18 protein-coding genes are annotated in these 19,319 nt (G+C 62.2%); 5 read left to right on the forward strand and 13 right to left on the reverse strand.

Going from position 1 to position 19,319, the window contains the following annotated elements:
* Positions 1–2: 2 nt before the first annotated feature.
* The 8 genes from KHO23_RS31335 to KHO23_RS31370 all read right to left on the reverse strand — a co-directional run bounded on the left by KHO23_RS31335 (position 3) and on the right by KHO23_RS31370 (position 8,520).
* Positions 3–593 (reverse strand): helix-turn-helix domain-containing protein, encoded by a 591-nt coding sequence (locus KHO23_RS31335; protein ID WP_236067064.1) that lies wholly within the window; start codon positions 591–593, stop codon positions 3–5.
* Between the two features lie 114 nt (positions 594–707).
* Positions 708–1,112: a MucR family transcriptional regulator gene (locus KHO23_RS31340; protein ID WP_211616436.1), complete on the reverse strand. Its 405-nt coding sequence runs from the start codon at positions 1,110–1,112 to the stop codon at positions 708–710.
* A 249-nt stretch (positions 1,113–1,361) separates the two neighbouring features.
* Positions 1,362–2,966: an MdtP family multidrug efflux transporter outer membrane subunit gene (locus KHO23_RS31345; protein ID WP_236067065.1), complete on the reverse strand. Its 1,605-nt coding sequence runs from the start codon at positions 2,964–2,966 to the stop codon at positions 1,362–1,364.
* A gap of 6 nt (positions 2,967–2,972) precedes the next feature.
* The gene (locus KHO23_RS31350; protein WP_211616438.1) at positions 2,973–5,147 is read right to left on the reverse strand and encodes an FUSC family protein; all 2,175 of its coding nucleotides are present in this window, start codon (positions 5,145–5,147) and stop codon (positions 2,973–2,975) included.
* Complete coding sequence (gene mdtN / locus KHO23_RS31355; RefSeq protein WP_211616440.1) at positions 5,144–6,235, reverse strand: multidrug transporter subunit MdtN; 1,092 nt, start codon at positions 6,233–6,235, stop codon at positions 5,144–5,146. Before mdtN ends, KHO23_RS31350 begins: the two co-directional genes overlap by 4 nt.
* Before the next feature lie 61 nt (positions 6,236–6,296).
* Entirely contained in the window at positions 6,297–6,575 is a 279-nt protein-coding gene (locus KHO23_RS31360) for a YtcA family lipoprotein (protein WP_236067066.1), read from the reverse strand.
* Positions 6,576–6,614: 39 nt separating this feature from the next.
* Complete coding sequence (locus tag KHO23_RS31365) at positions 6,615–7,415, reverse strand: acetoacetate decarboxylase family protein (protein ID WP_211616442.1); 801 nt, start codon at positions 7,413–7,415, stop codon at positions 6,615–6,617.
* Between the two features lie 238 nt (positions 7,416–7,653).
* Positions 7,654–8,520: a pirin family protein gene (locus KHO23_RS31370; RefSeq protein WP_211616444.1), complete on the reverse strand. Its 867-nt coding sequence runs from the start codon at positions 8,518–8,520 to the stop codon at positions 7,654–7,656.
* 112 nt (positions 8,521–8,632) lie between these two features.
* On the opposite strand from KHO23_RS31370, the gene KHO23_RS31375 reads away from it, so the two are divergent.
* A complete protein-coding gene (locus KHO23_RS31375; protein WP_211616499.1) occupies positions 8,633–9,517 on the forward strand; it encodes a LysR family transcriptional regulator in 885 nt (294 codons plus the stop codon).
* Positions 9,518–9,611: 94 nt separating this feature from the next.
* Here the strand turns inward: KHO23_RS31375 and KHO23_RS31380 are convergent, their stop codons facing one another.
* Together KHO23_RS31380 and KHO23_RS31385 are read right to left on the reverse strand one after the other, a co-directional pair.
* Positions 9,612–10,034, reverse strand: coding sequence for a DoxX family protein (locus KHO23_RS31380; RefSeq protein WP_211616446.1), 423 nt, complete (start codon positions 10,032–10,034; stop codon positions 9,612–9,614).
* A gap of 48 nt (positions 10,035–10,082) precedes the next feature.
* Entirely contained in the window at positions 10,083–10,781 is a 699-nt protein-coding gene (locus KHO23_RS31385) for a pirin family protein (RefSeq protein ID WP_211616448.1), read from the reverse strand.
* Between the two features lie 189 nt (positions 10,782–10,970).
* Here KHO23_RS31385 and KHO23_RS31390 point away from each other — a divergent pair, with 189 nt between their 5' ends.
* Positions 10,971–11,888, forward strand: coding sequence for a LysR substrate-binding domain-containing protein (locus KHO23_RS31390; protein ID WP_211616450.1), 918 nt, complete (start codon positions 10,971–10,973; stop codon positions 11,886–11,888).
* Between the two features lie 41 nt (positions 11,889–11,929).
* Here the strand turns inward: KHO23_RS31390 and KHO23_RS31395 are convergent, their stop codons facing one another.
* From KHO23_RS31395 to KHO23_RS31405, 3 genes are all read right to left on the reverse strand, one after another.
* Complete coding sequence (locus KHO23_RS31395) at positions 11,930–12,865, reverse strand: alpha/beta hydrolase (RefSeq protein ID WP_236067067.1); 936 nt, start codon at positions 12,863–12,865, stop codon at positions 11,930–11,932.
* A 236-nt stretch (positions 12,866–13,101) separates the two neighbouring features.
* Positions 13,102–13,701 carry an NAD(P)H:quinone oxidoreductase gene (gene wrbA, locus KHO23_RS31400; RefSeq protein WP_211616458.1) on the reverse strand — a complete coding sequence of 200 codons (600 nt, stop codon included), beginning with the start codon at positions 13,699–13,701 and terminating at the stop codon, positions 13,102–13,104.
* Positions 13,702–14,099: 398 nt separating this feature from the next.
* A complete protein-coding gene (locus KHO23_RS31405; RefSeq protein ID WP_211616460.1) occupies positions 14,100–14,837 on the reverse strand; it encodes a TetR/AcrR family transcriptional regulator in 738 nt (245 codons plus the stop codon).
* A 390-nt stretch (positions 14,838–15,227) separates the two neighbouring features.
* On the opposite strand from KHO23_RS31405, the gene KHO23_RS31410 reads away from it, so the two are divergent.
* From KHO23_RS31410 to KHO23_RS31420, 3 genes are all read left to right on the forward strand, one after another.
* Entirely contained in the window at positions 15,228–16,334 is a 1,107-nt protein-coding gene (locus KHO23_RS31410) for an NAD(P)-dependent alcohol dehydrogenase (RefSeq protein ID WP_211616462.1), read from the forward strand.
* A gap of 178 nt (positions 16,335–16,512) precedes the next feature.
* The gene (locus KHO23_RS31415; RefSeq protein WP_211616464.1) at positions 16,513–18,042 is read left to right on the forward strand and encodes an aldehyde dehydrogenase family protein; all 1,530 of its coding nucleotides are present in this window, start codon (positions 16,513–16,515) and stop codon (positions 18,040–18,042) included.
* Between the two features lie 73 nt (positions 18,043–18,115).
* Positions 18,116–19,309, forward strand: a complete 1,194-nt coding sequence (locus KHO23_RS31420) for an FAD-dependent monooxygenase (protein WP_211616466.1) — start codon at positions 18,116–18,118, stop codon at positions 19,307–19,309.
* Positions 19,310–19,319 lie beyond the last annotated feature (10 nt).

The following is a 19,319-nucleotide window of genomic DNA, read 5'->3' on the forward strand; positions in this document are numbered from 1 at the left end:
GATCACGCTCCCGTGTCGCTCCGGCGCGCGGCGATAACCTCGGCCGACTCCATGATTGGCCCGTCGCCGCGCATGCGCGTCCGCCAGCTGTTGGGCGGCTCGCCGACCATGCGCCCGAAGACGGTCGTGAAATGCGCATGCGACCCGAAGCCACAACTGAGCGCGACGTCAAGCACGCTGAGCGCCGACGAGCGCAGCAACATCTGGGCATGCGCGATTCTGCGCTGCCGCAGATAGGCGTGTGGCGAATAGCCGGTCGTTGAGCGGAACTGCGCGGCGAAATGCATTCGGGTTAGGCCGGTGCTGGCAGCGACATCGGCAAGTCCGATCGGCTGGGCGAGATTCGCTTCGATGAAGTCGAGCGCACGCCGCAGACGCCACGTCGGCAGCGACGCTGTGCGCCGCGCGGTCGGCGGCGTGCGCTCGGCAGCCCGCGCAACGAGGCGCGCGACGAGCGCGTCGCAGATGCTGTCCGGGTGGAGCCGGTGGGACGCGTCGGCGACCGGATCGGCTTCCTCGAGCGCGGTCCCGCCGTCGGCGGCGAAATCTGCTGCCTCGTTGCCGTACGCTGCATTCAGTGTCCGCGTGAACATATGCGCCTCCGCCCGGCGTAAGTCGACGGTCCCCATCTTGCGCAGTCTCGCGACGGCGCAACATCCCCTCGTCGGGTGAGCGCGACGGCAGCGGCATCCCTCGTTCGTGCGTTCTCAGGCGCCGCGACGCGGCTTGATTGCGCCCGCGGGATGGCGCTTCGCGATCGACGAGCGCAGCGCGGAATAGGCCGGCGCGACCATCGGGTAGTCAGCGGGCAGGCCCCACTTCGCGCGATATTCGTCGGGGGTCATCGCGAAGTGGCGCTGAAGGTAGCGCTTGAGCGACTTCAGCTTGCGTCCGTCTTCGAGACAGACGAGGTAATCGTCACGCACCGATTCCTCGATCGGCACCGCCGCCCGGGGCTGCGCGACCGGTGCCGACGTCGTGCGCAATGCGGCCAGCGCGGCGTAGGTGTTCCAGATGAACGCCGGCAGATCGGCTGCCGGCAACGGATTGCACGACACGAAACTCGCCACGATTGCGGCGGTGAGTTCGATCAGATCGATATCCTCCGTCACAACCCGCCTCGACGGATCAACGGTGCCCGGTGAAATAGCGGCGTTACCCGAAGCGACGTGCGAATTCCCGAAGCATCATGATTCTTCATGACTCGGCTCCATGGCAGGCGGGTCATCGATCGCGTTAAGGTCGGCAGGCGCGGCGACCCATCCCCCGAACGAGGGTCATCACGCTCGCCGGGGCAACCGGCAACAGCAACGAGGCCGGCGCGCTCGCCGTTTAGGGCCTGTTCACGCTAAAAACGGGCCCTAATGCACCTTCGTGCCGGCCGGGTCCCCCGGCAAGTCGTCGCTGCGATAGCCGCCGCCGAGCGCCCTGGTCAGCACGATGCCCGCCTCGATCTCGTCGCCGGTAAGCTGCACAAGTTCGAGGCGCCCAACGATGACCGGCGCCTTCGCCTGCATCGCGCTTGTCCTGTCGCCCAGGCCGGTTTGATAACTCGCCTCGGCACTGTCGCTCGCAAAACGTAACGCGTCGATCCGGTCACGCTGCAGATGCGCGCGATGATCGAGGTCGTCAATCTCGCTGCCGTTCTGCGCGACGTCGCGCACCGCGTCGAGCACCGCCTGGTCGTACTGCTCGATCAGCGTATTGCTGGCCGTGCGCGCGCCGTGCAGGTTCGCGTTCAGGCGGCCGCCGTCGAAGATCGGCAGCGTGAGGCCGGGAATGAGGTTGATCTGCTGGCTCGCATGCAAGAACAGGTCGCGCATGCGCAGCGCGTTGAAACCGAAGAACGCGGTGATGTCGAAGCTCGGGTAGAACGCCGCTTTCGCCGCATCGATCTTGTCGAACGATGCCTGTACCAACCAGCGCATCGCCTGCAGATCCGGGCGCCGCGCGAGCAGCTCATACGACAGCGTCGACGGCAGCGAACCCGACGGCGACGGCAGCGGCACCGGCGCGATCGCCGGCAGATCGTCGGGGCCGGCGCCCGCCAGCGCGCGCAGCGCCTCGCGCGCGTGGACAACCTGCTCCTCGCTCGACGCGATCTGCTGGTCGATCGCGAGTAACCGCGAGCGCGCATCGGCGGTTTGGGTCAACGCTTCGAGGCCGCGTTCGTGCCGCGCCGAGCGCGTGTCGAGCTCGAAGGCGCGCACATCGCGAAGCTGCCGCAACAGCTCGAGGCTCGCGTAGGTGATCTGCATGCTGTAGTAGAGCTGCGCGACGCCTGCCGAGACTTCGAGCTCGGCCTGCGCCGCCTCCGCGCGCCGCGCGTTCTGCTCGCCGATCGCCGCGCGCACGAGGTCGCGCTGCTTGCCCCAGACGTCGATGTCGTAGTGCGCATCGACGCCCACCAGCCCGGTCCAATACCACGGCCCATACGCGCCGATCGCCGGGTCGTGCGACGCATACGCGCTCAGAAAACCGTGACCCGAGACATGCTCGCGATCGACAGCGCCAAGCGCGGACATCTGCAGACCGGACCCCGCCTGGATCAGCTCGACCTGCGCATGGGCCTGCGAGACGTGCTCGCGTGCAATGGCGAGCGTCGGCGCATGGGCGAGCGCCAGGTCGACGAGCGTATCGAGCTGTGGATCGTGATACTGCGCCCACCAGCGTGCCGACGGCCAGCCTTCGTTGGCCAGATGGATGTCGTCGGCGAGACGGATCTGCTGCGGCGCAATCATCGCGGCGGGCGGACTATCGTGATGAATCATCGCGCACGAGGCGAGCAACGGCAGCGCGAGCGACGCGAGCCAGCGGCCGAGCAGTCGTGTGGTTGGTCGTGTGGCCAATAGTCGTATGGCTGATCGCGTGGCCAGTCGTACCGCCGGCATGCGCGTCTGGCGCCACAGGCTCAGTAAGCGCGGTAAGCGCTGCGCGCGGCGCAGGATGCAAGCGAAGTGCGTCATCGCAGATCACCCCGCACTCGCGAATTCGCCGGACCCACGCTCGCCGCCCCACCAGCGCGGCAACCCGGCGAGTGCCGCGTCAATCCGTAGCGCAAGCCGTTCCAGCGTTTCCGCGCCTGCCCTGCCCGCTGGCCCTGCCGGCGCGGTGCGCAGTCCACCTGGGTCGAGCGGCGCCGGAGTCGTCGCGGCCGGTGGCTCGGCCGCGAGCTGTAACGCGTATCGCTCCAGCGTATCCGCGACATCCGACTGAAACTTCGCTGCCCCCTCCATCGGTGCGCCTGCCGACGCGCCGATCATCGCTTCGTGGTGAAACGCTTCGATCGCGACGAGCATCGCACGGCTCTGCGCGAGCACCGTCTGCGACAGCAGCGTAATCCGCGCCGTCTCGCCCTCGCGCCAGTCGGGTTCGAGCGCGACGCGCGCCAGCACCATCTGACAGTCCGCGAGCATGGCCCACGTTTCGACCACCACCGCCGAATCCGTCGCATGTGGGCCGCTCTGCACCGCCTTCGCCTCAATACGCGCCAGCGCCGCAATCTTGCGCAATATCGACGTCAGTTGCGTGCGCAGCGCATCCGCTTCGCCTTCCGGCCACATCGACATCTGGATGAAGGTTGCCACGCCCACGCCCAGCAGGATGCCGACGATCCGGTCGCGGATCTCGGTGAGATCCGACGGCGGCGAGAACGATTCGAGCAAAGCCAGCGCAAACGTAAACATGATCTGGATTCCTGCATAGCTGATCCGCTCTGAACCCGCCGCCACCCAGGCGCCGAGCGCGATCACGGGCAGGCTCATCAGCAGCAGCCCCGTCACGCTCTCCAGTTGCGGAATCACGAACGCAACCATGAACAGCGCCAGCGCGCTACCGACCAGTGCGCCGCCGATCCGCAGCACACCCTGGCGGCTCGACGCGCCCAGACTCGGCAGCGCCACCACGAGACACGTCAGCATGATCGTGTGGATGCCCGGCCAGTTCACCGCGTTGTAGAACACGTAGCAGATCAGTACCGACAACACCGTACGCAGCGAGAAGCGCGCGTAGCGCGGATTCGCGAAGACATCCGGTTCGAGCAGCACAGAACGCGCCGCCGGTTTCGTTGCTTCCGCCGCTTTCTCCGCTGCACCGCCGGCGGCGGCACCATCCGGCGACGGCGCGACAGCGCCCCGCATTGCATCGGAGAACGCGTTGAGCGCGCGCTGCATCGCGTCGAGCGCCGGTATCGACGTCGATACCGGCGCGTTCCCGGGTACGCTCCAGCGAAGCCATTGCGCGTTGTCGCCGATTGCGTGCCCGAGCGAGACGAGTTCGTCCTGCATCGCGCGAATGACGTCGATCTGCCCGGCGGCGTGCGCGACAGCATGGTCGGGCAGCACCGCCGCCGCCTCGAGGATGCGCGATACCGCGGTTACGCAGGCCAGCCTCGCCGACGCCTCTTCGCGGCTGTAGCGGTGACGCATGGTCGAGAAGCGCAACAGCTTCTGCAACGCCAGTGCGCCGCGTTCGAGATCGAGCGAGCCGATCCGCACGGCCGGCGCATCCGCGTCGATCACGGCAGCGAGCCGCGCATGGGCCGTCGCGAGCTGTCGTTGCATCGCGGCGCGCAACTGCCGCTCCGGCTCGGCCGGCAGAAACAGCGTGTTGATGATCAGCGACAAGGCAACGGAATAGTTGACCGCCGACCACACCCACAAACAGTTACGCACCAGCCGTTCGGCGTTATCGGTCAGATCGCCGAAGGTCTGTGCGTAGATCACGATGAGTGAGACGAGAAAGAAAACGAGCCCGAACTTTGTCACGGCCCGCATCAGATAGGTGCTGCAAAAAAAGATCGTGCTCGCGACGATGATGCGCAGCAACGGATAGTCAAACGTCAGCTTGTAGACGCCGATCATGCAGGCGATCGCGCAGGTCGTGCCGATCACGATATTCAAGGCGATCACGCGGGTCAGCACGATGTTCGACTGCGTGATGAAGAACACCGCGATCAGCGACAACGCCAGCTCGGGTACCTGCAAGGTCATCGACGCGACGATTACGATTGCGCTGCCGAGCACGCAGCGCATCGTCACGTTGCCGCGCCCCGGAAACGCGGCGAGTTCGTAGCGCAGAAAGGTGGTGAACTGCGCGAGCGGCCGCGGCCAGGCGAGACGGCGCCCGACGCCGTCGAGGCCGCTCATGACGGTGCCCCATTGGGCGTCGCGCGATTGTCCCGACTATCGGGGCGTTCGGGCTGCAGCACGGCGACGGCGGACGTGCCGATCCGGAACAGCTGCGGATCGGGATGATCGACCCGGATCTTCACCGGAAAGCGCTGCGCGACGTGCACCCAGTTGATGCTGCGCTGAATGCTCGGCAGACCGTTCGCGGTGCCACTGCCATCCTGCGGATCGACGCCGAAGCCGATCGAGTCGACCGAGCCGCTGAACCGGATGTTGGACCTGCTCATCAGGTACACGGTCGCCCGGGTGCCGGGCCGGATGTTGCCGAGCTCGTTCTCGCGGAAATTGGCGATCACGTACCAGTGCCGCGTATCGATCAGCGTGAAGACGGGCTTTTGCGCGGACACGAATTGGCCGACGGACGTGCGCAACTCGACGACGCGGCCATCGAACGGCGCGCGCACGGTCGCATATTCCAGGTTGAGCTGCGCCGTCGCGATTTCAGCCGTCAGCACTGCGCGCTGCGCGACGAGCGCGGCGACGCTGCTGACCGCCGCCTGCGCCCCGCTCGCCTGCGATTGCGCGGCTGTGAGCTCGGCCAGTGCGGCGCGTTGCGCGGTGCGCGCGCGCTCCAGTTCGTCAGCAGAGACATAGCCCTTGGCGATCAGCGGCTCCATTCTCGCTAGCGTGTCCGCTGCCTGCTTCGCGGCGGCCTGCGCGCGCACAACCGCCGACTTTGCAGCATCGGCGCTGAATCCTTGTGCATTGACGGTACGCTGCGTCAACGGAATCTGCGCATCGAGTTGCGCGAGCGCCGCCTGCGCGCGCTGCAACGCGAACCGGTACGGCCGCGGGTCGATCTCGAACAGCAGATCGCCCTGCTTCACCGCCTGGTTGTTGCGCACCGCGAGCGTCACGATCTTGCCGCTGACTTCAGGCGAGACGCCAATCGTGTCGGCATACGCATACGCGTCGTCGGTGCGTGGCACGGTATCCACGCGCCAGATCACGGCAATGACCGCGAGCACGGCCAGCACGATCAGCAGCATGGCGGGCCAGGTTCGCGGACGCTGCTTTCCTGCGTCCGTGCTTTGGGCAGCAGTCATGGTCACACGGTCAGCTAAGGGTTAAGGGGATTAAAAAGGGATCAAAAAGGGATTAAGCGGATTAAAGATTGAAGCCAACTACCCACAGCGCGATCGACAACAGTACCGTCAGCGCCGGGTAGGCGATTGCGGGCGGCGTGAGCCAGGCGCCCCGGCCGCTCTTCGACAGCAGCACATGCACGCATACCACCAGCAGCACGCCGCCCGCGATGCAAAACAGCCAGTCCGGAAAATACGCGCCCAGCACGCCGACCGACGGCGCGTCGCTACAGCCAGTCAGCGTCGCGCACGACATCAGGACCGTCCATGCATGGCGCCCATGGCGCAAACCACTCGACATCGCCGTCTCCCCTGATGGCAGGCAATGAAGCAATACGGTTCAGTGCGTCAGGTCCTCGAGCAGTTGCAGGTCCGTGACCGTGTACGAGAGGCCCATGCGGAAGCCCGCGCCATTGCGCACCGGCGCGAGCGCCGACAGTTCCTCGCCCGCCGCGTCGGGAAACGTCACGGCGCCTTCGCCCGCCCACGCGTCGACCACCTTGAGGTCGTCGGTCATCGAGAGCACCAGTTCGTTGATCGCCGGCTGGTCGTGCTGGCCGGCTGACAGGCGCGGGAAATACCGCAGGTTCACGGTCGGTCGCGACAGCAGCGTCGACGGATCGGCGACGGGCTCACGCAACGTGACGCGCGCCTCGACGAGCCGCTGACCGCTCGCCGACATGCTCGCGCCGAAGCGGCCGCCGGCCGCAACCGGCGCGGCCGCCTTGCTCGGCGCGAGGTAGCTGCGCGTCTGATAGACGCTCGCGAGGCGCTTCGGGAAACCCTGAATCCAGCCGCGCGCGAGCGCCGCGTCGTTGTCGACGAAGATGTATGGGCACCATGCGACGCGCCGGTCGCCGTATCGGGCGTCCACAAGCAGCAGGAACTCGCGGTACTGGTAGCGCGCGGGATCGAGATACTCGTCTTGCTCCCCGGTGAACTGCCAGTCGATGAAGAGCACGACCGCATGACCGTTGGTGTCCGGATCCGGCGTGAGGCCCTGCGGCAGGGTCGCTGCGGTTGCGTCCGGCGAGGCCCAGAACTCGACGCCGATCACGTCGCCCGAGTAATGCCACGGCGGCGGCGGATTCAGCGACGACTTGCCGAGCGGCGTCCGCGGTACCGTGTATCCCTTCAGCATCTCGTTCTCCCGGTGACGAGGTGCGCCGGCACATGTGCCGGCGGCCTCGGGTTGAGTGCGACCATGGTGTCGCGGCTCGTCCGGGCGTGCTTTAGATTTCGCACGACGACGTATCGAAATCGTGCGAAGCGGCGCACCGATCTCGAAAGAAAATCGTGCGCGCCGGGAATACCGCGACATACCTATCATCGCGGGGATCCACTGCTACGACACGCACGCCTTCGATCGGTGTCCTCTCTTACCGGGTGCGACGCTGCGTGGCCAGATCGCGACCGATGCGGCGAATCTCGGCCTCGCCCTGCGCAAGCGCGTCTGCGTTCGTATGCACCGAGTAGTGGCCGAGCACCAGTGGATAGGGGTGCTTGATAGCGGAGCCGATGACGAAAGACGTCGCGTGCTCGGCATGCAACTCAATGGGCGCCCCGTCGGATTCCTCGAACACAGCGAGTTCCCCTGCCTCGATCGGCTCGGATGCGTTCAGCCGCCCCTTGTCGATCGCCAGCCACGCGACGTTGTGTCCGGCAGGCGGCACGTAGTGCCACGTATCCCCAGCGTTCAGTTCAACATGGAAGTAGTTGATGCCTTCAGGCGCGCGGATATCGCTCGTCGCCGTTCCGTGGCGTCCGATGATGACGCGGACCGGCCCATCCCGCTGAACCTGGCCCGGCGAGATGTACTGACTTTCCGCCGGCGAATTCTCCTGCGAGGGCGGTAGCGCGACCCAGAGTTGAAAGAGGCGTACGGCTTCGCCCGGCAATACGTTGCCGTCGTGCCAGACACCCTTGCCGGCTTTCATCCATTCGAGGCCGCCGGCTAGAAGTTCACCGCTCTTGCCGGTCGTGTCCGCATAGGAGATTCCGCCGCTCAGCACGGTTGTGAGCGTTGCGAGGCCCGAGTGCGGGTGCATCCCGAACATCGGCTTGCCGGTCGGCACGACCACGGCGTGATCGAGGAATACAAAAGGCTTGATCAACTCGCCGATATCGGAGGGACTGGCGAGGCGAGTAATGCCGCCGTGCGCACTGCCGCGGGTGCGAAAAGCGATCCGGCGCGGCGCCAGCGTTGTCTCTGGAATCGGGGCGAATACGGCTGTGTCGATGTTCATGGCTCTGCCTTAAGGAAAACGCGGAAAAACGCGATACCCCTAAGGTAAGAGCTTGCGCTCCATCTTAAAAGCCTATATTTTTAGATTGCACTTATCGTTTGGAGCGATGGATATGCTTGACGGCGTTACATTGGATCAGCTTCGGACCTTTATCGCGGCGGTCGATGAAGGCAGCTTCTCAGCAGCCGGACGCAAGCTCCGGCGCGCGCAATCAGTGGTTAGCCAGACCCTTGCGAATCTGGAGGCACAGCTCGAGGTGAAGCTGTTCGATCGCACGGCCCGTTACCCGCAGCTCACCGACGCCGGCAAGAGTTTGCTGCTCGACGCCCGTTCCGTGGCCGACACCATTGATAGCTTCAAGGCGCGGGCGCGCGCGATGCGAGAGGGGCTGGAGCCCGAGCTCTCCGTTGCAATGGACGTGATGTACCCAATGGACAGTCTGACGGGCGCGGCAGCGCAGTCCCAGAAGGACTATCCGCACACGCCGCTGCGGCTCTATGTCGAGGCGCTGGGCGGCGTGATGAAGCTGGTGCTCGACGGGATTTGCAACATTGGTGTGATTGGCACGCTGCCAATCGTAACGGACGAACTACAGGTCGAATCCTTGCGCGAGCTCGAACTGGTTACGGTCGTCAGCCCCGCTCATCCGTTCGCGAATGTGCGCGGCCGCATTTCCGCTGCCGCAATCAAGAAGCAAGTGCAACTCGTACTGAGCGACCGAACCGCATTGTCCGAGGGACGCGAATTCGGTGTGTTGTCCGCCTCGACGTGGAGGCTCGCGGATCTAGGCGCCAAATATGCCTTTCTGAAGGCCGGCCTGGGCTGGGGGCATATGCCTCTGCACATGGTCAAGGACGATCTCGACAGTGGCGCCCTGGTGACAATTCGCATTGAAGGCCTGCCGCGCGATGTCGTGATGCCGATGAAGATTGTCTACCGCAAGGACGCGCCGCCGGGGCCGGCCGCCCGCGCCTTCATCGCACAGTTGGGGAAGTAAGCGGTATGGTGGCTGCCCGCTGGCGTTGCAGCGAGCGCCGATCAAGGCGAGACGATCCGGCCGGTCAGCCGGACGTCTCAGCGGATCAGCCTTTTCAGCTCGCGTTCACAGGCGAAACACGCAAAGCTGTCCGACCGGAGCGCGCGTCCAGGCTGAATGCGCCGGCACCGAACCAGGTGATCTGCAGAAGGCCGCCGGCCATCATCACGTTCTTGAGGAAGTGAATCATCTGGTTTTGATCGGCGAAGTTGTGGTGAAAGAACAGCGCAGTGACCACACAGAAGACCGCCATCCCCAGCGATACGGCGCGAGTCCTGTAGCCCGACAGCAATAGCAGGCCACCGCCCAGTTCGGTCAGCACGGCAAGAATGAACGCGAGTGGCGGCACGGGCAGCCCCATGGCCGCAATATAGCCAACCGTCGCGCTGTACGCCGCGAGTTTGCCCAGCCCGCTCATGACAAACGGGGCCCCGATCAGAATACGACCCAACAACGGAAGAAATTTAAAACGTTCCATGACTAACTCCTAAGATGAAATTGCGCAGGTGGATTAAGAGAAAGGGAATTAGCCGGCGTCCACCATCACCAGCTCGGAATCTTCAAGAGCGGAAATCTGCGCCGTGGCGACTGTCGTAATCGCCACGCCGTCTAGCGGCCCAACGGGCTCGCCATTCACTTCGATGCGTCCCGAGGCCACGACGAGATAGGCACGACGCGCCGGACTCAACGCGTGTCGAACGCTTTCGCCTGCCTTGAGCATTGCGCCGAACACACGTGCATTGGCGCGAATAGGAAGCGCACCTTCATCGCCGGCGAAGCCGCTAGCAAGGACTACGAAGCGCCCTGACCGGTCGCCTCGTGGAAACGGCTTGGTATCCCACGCGGGTTCACCACCGGCTCGACGAGGCAGCAGCCAGATCTGGTACACCTTGAGCGGCACCTCGCCCTTGTTGAACTCGGCGTGGCGTATGCCCGTGCCGGCGCTCATGACCTGGACATCGCCTGCGTGGATCGTTCCCTCGGATCCCAGGGTGTCTCGATGCCCGAGCATGCCCTGGCGCACATACGTGATGATTTCGATGTCACGATGCCCGTGCATGGGGAAACCGCTGCCAACCGCGATCTCGTCGTCGTTCCAGACAATCAGGGGACCCAAAGCGGCATGCTCGGAATTGCCGTCGGCGCTCACCGCGAAATGGTATTTCGCGCGCAGCCAATCTCGTTCCGCCCTGTCCAATGATTCCCAACGCCTGTGTGTGAGCATGTTCGCCTCCGTTTCCCGCCACCGCCAATGCGACGCTTGCCACCTGTGCGACCGACCGGATTCAGCGCTGATACAGGTGACGCAGGTGATGGGAAGAATGCTATATTTGCAATGAACACGTGCATAGGTCCTACGCTGAAACGCATCATTGCGCTGAATAGAACGATTAGAAGGAGTTGAAGTCTGCCCATGAACGCAATCACCGACCTCAATGATCTTCGGCTCTTCGCGGAGGTGGTCGAGCGTGGAAGCTACACGGCGGCCGCGCGCAGCCTTGGCCTACAGACGTCGAAACTCAGCCGGCGCGTTCGCGCACTGGAAGAAGAACTTGGCGTTCGCCTCCTCAACCGCACCAGCCGGAGCCTTTCCTTGACGGAAACCGGGCGGCAGTTCCACCAGCATTGCCTTGCGCTGGTGGCGGAAGCAAAGGCCGCGAAAGAGATCGTGGACCGCACGCGCTCCAAGCCGCAGGGCACGGTCCGCATCGCCTGCCCCGTGGCCCTACTGGAATCCGGCATCTCCACGATCGTCGCACGATACGTAGAAGACAACCCTGATGTCCAGGTCCTGCTGGATGCAACCAACCGCCGCGTCGATGTCGTCGAGGAAGGCCTGGACTTTGCCATCCGGGTCAGGCTACCGCCGTTGGAAAACACCGATCTCGCCGTCCGCCAGCTGGGCTTGTCGATCCACATTCTGGTTGCCAGCCCCGCATTGGCGGCGCGCCATCCGGTGCCCAGCTCGATCGAATCGGTAAAGGAATGGCCTACCCTCTCCATGGCCAGCAGCAACGAGCGATTTGTCTGGAATCTGGTCGACGCCGAGGGGCGCGTGACATCATGGGTGCATCAGCCGCGTCTCGCGACCGACGACCTGGCGAGCCTTCGGGTTGCGGCGATATCCGGCGTCGGCGTGGCAATGCTGCCCAAGGAACTGGTTGAGACCGACATTCAGGCCGGCCGCCTGCAGCACCTGCTGCCAGGTCTGGCTACCACGCCGGGCCTTGTTCATGCGATCTTCCCCACGCGCCGAGGCATGGTGCCGGCCGTGCGTCACTTACTCGATGCGCTCGTGGCAGGATTCGAAGGTCTGAACCGGCAGCGCTAGAGCGCTCGCCCGCGTTGTGCTCTGCAACTTGCGCTGAGGATTCAGCGTGCAGTAAGCGGGTTGGCCCCTGCCAGCAGCTTCTCCGTGAGAAAGTTGCCGATGGCATCCAGCGCTTGTGCCGACGCTTTCAAACTTCCAATGCTGCCGGCGAAGCCATGCGGCATCCCCATCCAGACATCAAGCCGGGCATCCGTTCCGGCGGCAATGGCACGCTCGACATAGCTGCGCGAATCATCGAGCAGTACTTCGTCGTCTCCGACGTGAATGCGCACGGGAGGTAACCCGGCAAGCTGCGCGTGAAGCGGGGAAGCCAGCGGAAGCTTCGGGTCGGCACTACCCAAATAGGAACGCACCAGTTCCTCCACCTGCGGAAGGGTGAAATACGGATCGGCATCCGCACGCGTCACATACGTCTCGCCCGAGAGCGTCAGATCGGTAACCGGCGATAGTGCGGCCACGCCAACAAAAGCCGCCTTAGCGGAGGCCGCCTCTGTGGAGGCCGCGTCTGCGGAGACAGCGTCGCCGGCGATGCGTGCGGCGAGACCCAGTGCAAGATTGCCTCCGGCAGAGTCTCCCGTGATGGCAATCCGGCGAATTCCCCGTTCCTCAAGCCCGCGGTAACACGCCAGCACATCGTCGGTGGCCGCGGGAAAAGGATGCTCGGGCGCGAGCCGATAGTCCGGGATAAATGCGCTCGCTCCCGCCCGCGCGGCGATGTGCGCGACAAGGTGACGGAATGCTTTGGCCGTTCCCAGGCTGAACCATCCGGCGTGCAGATGGAGGATCGCCTCGTCAGACCGACCATGTGCAGGATGAACCCAGAGCCCTGGAATACCGCCAACCGTGTCGGCTTCGAAGGTCACGTCATCGCGCGGCAAAACGCGCTCCATCATGGTATCGAAAGGCTCGCGTGCTCCGATTCCCCTCAACTTGCCTTTCATGGGACTCGCCATTGCTCGCGTGGCGGCGGTGATCACCCCGTCTTCCGGGTCAAGCGGATGGGTAACGACGAAATCCCCTAACGCAGCCTCAGTCGTCGGACGTTGCATGGTCGGCTCTTTCGAATTGACGGGTTGTTAATGGCACCGGTTCTCGGCCAATGTCGAACGACGGCCTGTATGCGGGTCGATTCGATATCCGGATCGGTGTTGGCCAGGCGGGAATCCGCCTGGCCGTCTCGTTCGCGCCTCGCGGGTGCGAATATGCCTGACGTTCAGCCAAACAGCTTGTTGGCCGTCCGGGCGATCAGTTCACCCTGGTGGCGAGCACCGGCGAGCTCGATAGCACTCGGCTGGCGCTGGCCTTGTCCACCGGCGATCGTCGTGGCGCCATAGGGCGCACCGCCGACAATTTCGTCCAGCGTCATCTGCCCCTGGTGGCTGTACGGCAGGCCGACGATAACCATGCCGAAGTGCAGCAGATTGGTAATGACCGAGAACAGCGTTGTTTCCTGGCCGCCGTGCTGGCTCGCCGTCGACGTGAAGGCGCCACCGACCTTGCCATTCAAAGCGCCGCTCATCCACAAACCGCCGGCTTGATCCAGGAATGCCGCCATCTGCGACGAGACGCGCCCGAACCGGGTCGGCGTGCCGACGACAATAGCATCGTAGTTGGCGAGTTCGGCGACGGTCGCAACCGGCGCTTGCTGGTCGAGCTTGAAGTAGGCGGCCTTGGCCACTTCCGCCGGCGCGGTCTCCGGCACCCGCTTGACGTCGACCGTGGCGCCTGCCGAGCGCGCGCCTTCGGCGATGGCATCCGCCAGCGCTTCGACATGGCCATACGAGGAATAATATAGAACCAGAACTTTCGACATTTCGATTTCCTTCCTATATCTACGGTGATAACACGGTGGGAAATTATGTGCGCCCGACAATGCGCGCAGTGTTGCAGCGAACGACAATCCAGGTGAGACGATCCAGCCGGTCAGGCGGTCGCCACATCGGGAACGGTGCACCGATCAGAATACGACCCAACAGTGCAAGAAACGTGTAACGATCCACGACGAGCTCCTGAACTGAAAAGACGACTCGACGTGAAGGCTACGTCCGAAATGCTTAGGCGCATAGCTCCACGATTGCAATGGATCGTTGCTTTTTCCAGCACGATAGTAATCTATGAAAGTATCCGCGCGCATAAAGCAATTCAGGGTCGACTCATTACGCGAAAAATAGACCGCACAACGTCACTGGCGAAACAGGGCCTAACTTTTAATCATTGACCTTCGGAAGAATTCTTCGCGGAAAATATCGACTTAACGAGCGCAATATATTCCGAAACAAGCAATGGGTTACTACTCTTCATCCCGGCGGTAAACTCCATCTCCGCTCCGAATATCGACGGAACCGACATAAGCGCCAGAAACACATAGTGGAACAAGATCGGGTTTCCTGCCGGAAGAGACCCTTCGCTTTGCGCGGCGCGAATCTCTGGCAGCAAGTGCTCCAGAAGCGGCGCCAATATATTCCTGGCAAGCCACGGCAAACGCGGATTTCCTGGCCATTTTTCTCGCGCAAGAAATTGATGAAAAAGCGGGTGCTCGAGGGTAAATTCTAGAAAACTCACATACTCGCTCATTAACCGGTCAAATACTTTTTCCGATTTCGATACGTTTTTTTCGCTTTCCCAGAGATTACGAATAGTCGAAAAGAGATCGTCGGCGACGGCCTGCCAAAGCAAATCCTTCGTCTTGTAGTGATGCGTTACCGTCGTGTGAGGAAGCTCCACTCTCGCAGCGATCTCCCTGATGCTTGCTGCGGCGAAACCCTTTTCCGCGAACTCGGCAAGCGCGGCATCCATGATCGCCTTTCTGGTATCAATCGAGCGCTGCTGCTCCTTTCGCAGTCTTCCTCTGCCCGGGGACTCACTAGCGGGACGTCCCAATGGGGCGGGCTCCCGCGTCGACGGCGCATCACTCGCCTCTTTTTTAACCGAGTGAATCGACTCTTTCATTCAGCCTTCCTCCATCTCAAGTTGCGCGCCGCATCCTTGCCTATGACGCTGGCTATACCGTACGACCGTGCATCATATCGCATAGACGAACCACGGTTGCCTTCTAGGTGTTTATCCCACTGATTCATTAAACCGTACATCTGTACGCTATATCGTGACTAAGGGACAAGGACCGGCTGATCTGGCGTGCAGTGAAACCCCGTGCCGCACTGCGATGCGGGCGACGAGGCATGCCACCCATGCTCGGCTGGGTAAGGTCCTGGAACGTCGCCCTGCTTGATGGCCGGAACAAGCAGGGCTACTCGCCGGCCGGAGCAACTGGACCGTTGTGCATTTTCGGAAGCGCTTTGTATTTGCATTGTGCTCGCCCCAACCTGACTGGATATCGATATGGTTACCTTGACGTCCGCTGCTGTCCTGAGAGAAACGCATGGATCTTTCGCCCTTGAAGATCTGATTCTTGACGATCCACGTCCCGACGAAGTTCTCGTGAAGATTGTCGCTTGCGGAATCTGCCAAACCGACGCGCATTTCCGCGATCAGCACATGCCCATCGAATTACCGGCTGTACTCGGCCATGAGGGTGCCGGCGTGGTTGAACGCATCGGGAGCGCGGTGACGTCCGTGAAGCCTGGCGATCATGTCGTGCTCTCGTTCAATTCATGCGGTCACTGCGCTTCCTGCGGCAACGGCCACCCCGCCTACTGCGATGAACTGATGCTGTTGAACTTTGCAGGCGTTCGCGCCGACGGAACGTCGGGTCTGGCGGACACGAATGGAACACCGGTTCGCGGTCGCTTCTTTGGTCAATCCTCTCTCGCGACCTTCAGTCTGGCTAACGAACGCAACGTGGTGAAGGTCGCGAGCGACTTGCCTCTCGCCATGCTCGCGCCCCTGGGATGCGGCTTCCAGACCGGCGCGGCCGCCGTGCTCAATGCGCTCAAGGTACCTCCCAAGGCGTCCATTGCGATTTTCGGTGTTGGAGCCGTTGGGCTCGCAGCAATCATGGCAAGCAGGATCGCGCGCGCTGAAACGATCATAGCGATCGACGTCAACGACGAAAGGTTGAGCCTCGCCCAAAAACTGGGAGCTCATCACACGATCAACGTGAGCAGGTCCGATGCGTCCGCCATGATCCGGGAGATTTTGCCTCGTGGCGTAGATTTTGTTCTCGATACAAGCGGCCGAAAGGAGAGCCTGGAAGCTGGCCTGGCGGCACTGGCGTTCCTGGGGAAATTTGGCTTCGTGGCTTTCAGTCCCGCAGCAGGCGCAGTTCTCGACGCCTCTCGCCTGAGTGCAGGACAGAGCCTGCAGGGCATTATCCAGGGGGACGCCACCCCCAAAAGCTTCATTCCCCAGCTGATCGAGTTCTATCGCGAGGGAAACTTTCCGTTTGACAAGTTGGTTCGCTTCTACGAACCGGAAGAAATCGACAAGGCGTTTTCTGACGCTGCACGCGGGGAAACGATCAAGCCAGTCATTCAGTTCAATCACTGAGGCAGGGTGACAGCATAGGCACGCCATTTGTTTCACACCTTTAGTATGCCTAATCAGATCAAATCGAAATTCGCTATCGAGCTTCGATTCTGCACGAGTTCAACCTGGTTTCGGCTACCGCGCGTCTTCGGGAATTTCCGGTTCGCGATAGGCCTAATATTTACTGGAGGATAAGAAATTGTTCACCCCACCGTCTTTTGAGCAAATCAAGCAAATTGCTGCACAAATCGACTGCAACCGCATCTACGGCCATCTGATTGCCAACGAGTGGGTTGACGGCGAAAGCGGCGTTGTGATCGAACTGATGAATCCTGCGACACGGGGGATCGTCGGTAAAATTCAAGCGGGTAACGCTTACGACGTCGATCGGGCGGTCCGTGCCGCGCGCGATGCTTTTCCAGGCTGGGCGCGTACCGACGCACTGGAGCGGCAACGGATATTACTCGAAATAGCGGCTCGACTCCGAAAACGGCACGCGGAATTCGCTGTGATGGAGTCGCTAAACAACGGAAAGACATTCGTCGAAGGCTTTCTTGATGTCCAGAACGCCATCGAGCAATTCGAATATTATGCCGGCCACACCCATCTCAAGGGTGAGGTTCTCGACTTTCCCAATACCATGGCGCTGACCCATCGCGAACCGATTGGTGTCGTGGCGCAAATCATTCCGTGGAATGTTCCACTCCTGATGGCAGCGATCAAACTGGGGCCTGCATTAGCGGCGGGTTGCACCGTCGTACTTAAGCCCGCCGAGACGGTCTGCCTGTCCGTGTTGGCCCTTGCCGGGGAGCTGGCGGACATTTTGCCGAAAGGCGTTGTCAACGTGGTAACCGGTTATGGAAGCGACGTAGGTGAACGACTGGTCACTCATCCAGACGTCCGCAAGGTCTCATTCACGGGGTCCCGCGCGACTGCCCAAAAAATAATCTCCTACGCGAGCCGCTCGATCATTCCACAGACCATGGAACTGGGAGGCAAATCCGCGAATATCATCTGCGAAGATGCCGATCTGGACGCTGCCGCAGAGTCCGTCGTGATGTCAACGGTCATCAACAAAGGCGAAGTCTGTCTCGCTGGCAGCCGTGTCTTCGTGCATCGCCATGTCCGTGATCTATTCCTGGAAAAAGTGACCCAACTTCTTGGGCACATTCGTTACGGCAATCCGTTGGACCCGGCCACGCAGATCGGCGCCGTATCGTCGCAGGTTCAGTTTGACCGCGTAATGAACTACATCGAGAGTGGCAAACGCGAAGGCGCGCAGGTTGCCTTTGGTGGAAGTCGAGCAGTCGTTCCGGATCTCGCCGACGGTCTGTTTATCCAGCCGACTCTGTTCACCGGCGTACAACGAGACATGACTATCTTCCGCGAAGAAATCTTTGGACCGGTCACTTCGGTGATCGATTGGGATGATGAAGCGGACATGATCGCGGCGGCCAACGATAGCATCTATGGCCTCGCCGGAGGCGTATGGACGCGCAACCTCACTAAAGCCCACCACATCGCCCGTTCGCTCGATACGGGCACGGTGTGGGTCAATCGCTACTACAACACCCGACCAGGTATGGCGCTGGGGGGTAACAAACAAAGCGGCTTCGGACGAGAAAATACTCACGAAGCGCTGTCGCATTACACGCAACTAAAGAGCGTTGTTATCAATTTTCAGGAAGGCCCCATCGGGTTGTTCGCGCCGCCGCCCTCCGCTTTGTGACCCGACAACACACTTCATTCCCGGACGGCACCAGCCTGCGAGGTGTCGCCGGCAACGAAAGATTGGATATGACATGGCAGACAAGCTAAAAATTGCAATCATAGGTGGTGGAATCGGCGGCCTGGTGACGGCCGCGGCCTTACGAGATTCCGGGCACGAAATCTGTGTCTATGAACAAGCTGAGCAGTTCCGGGAAATCGGCGCGGGCGTGACGCTTCACCCGAATGCGACGCGACTTCTTGAGAAGCTTGGCTTGGGTCACGCTTTGCGGAAAATCGGGTCACCGACCATGGGCGTCAGGCTGATGACCGCAGCCGGAAATCCGATCGAAACCGGAGCGCCACGCGGCGGCGCCCCGCTTTCAGACGCGGGACAGGGATACAACGTCCATCGGGCGGAATTCCTCGACATCCTGGTCAACGCCCTGCCCTCGTCCAGTTTCAGGCTGGGTCAGCGTTGCGCTGATCTTGTCGCTGAAAAAGACCGTATCGCCCTCACCTTCGAAAATGGCGCGAGTGTGACGAGCGACCTGGTTATCGGAGCCGACGGTATCCGCTCTGTGGTACGTCAAAAGCTCGGTCTGAATGCCCCAGCCACGAGCGAGGGTGTCATGGCCTACCGGGGTATGGTGCCCGTTGAAAAGCTACCGTGGGCCAAGGATGCACAAGGCCTGTACCTCTGGATGGGTGCCGGTCGCAGCGTCCTATGCTATCCCGTGTCCGCGGGAACGATGATCAACATGGTGGCCTTTGTGCCAACCGATCGGGACTCTGCCGAATCATGGTCCGCTTTGGGCGACCTTTCGGCGCTTGCAGCCGAATATCGAGGTTGGGACGAGCGTGTTGGACAAACAATCGCCGCGCTCAGTGAAACATATATATGGGGCATCTACGATCGTCCGGCGCTGCAGCGCTGGACGAGCGGGCACACGACTTTGATCGGAGATGCCGCCCATCCCATGGTCCCTCATCTCGGTCAAGGCGCCGGTCAAGCTATCGAAGATGCCTACACGCTTGGCGTTCTGCTCAAGGGCGCCTCGAAGGATACCCTTGCCGAACGCCTCGCCAGCTATGAACGCCTGCGGCGCGACCACACCGCTCGTGTTCAGACGGTCGCCCGACAAGCCGGACAGTTCTACCGCACCGAGTTCCCCGACCCACGGGAACGCGATGCAACGATGGGCACCTGGATGAAAGAAGTTCGCTGGATATTGGAACATGATGCCGATGCTACAGCGGTGTCAGAGTTAGAAAGAAGCCGGACGTAACCTCAAAGTA

The sequence above is a fragment of the Paraburkholderia haematera genome (genome assembly GCF_905220975.1).
Lineage (GTDB): Bacteria > Pseudomonadota > Gammaproteobacteria > Burkholderiales > Burkholderiaceae > Paraburkholderia > Paraburkholderia haematera.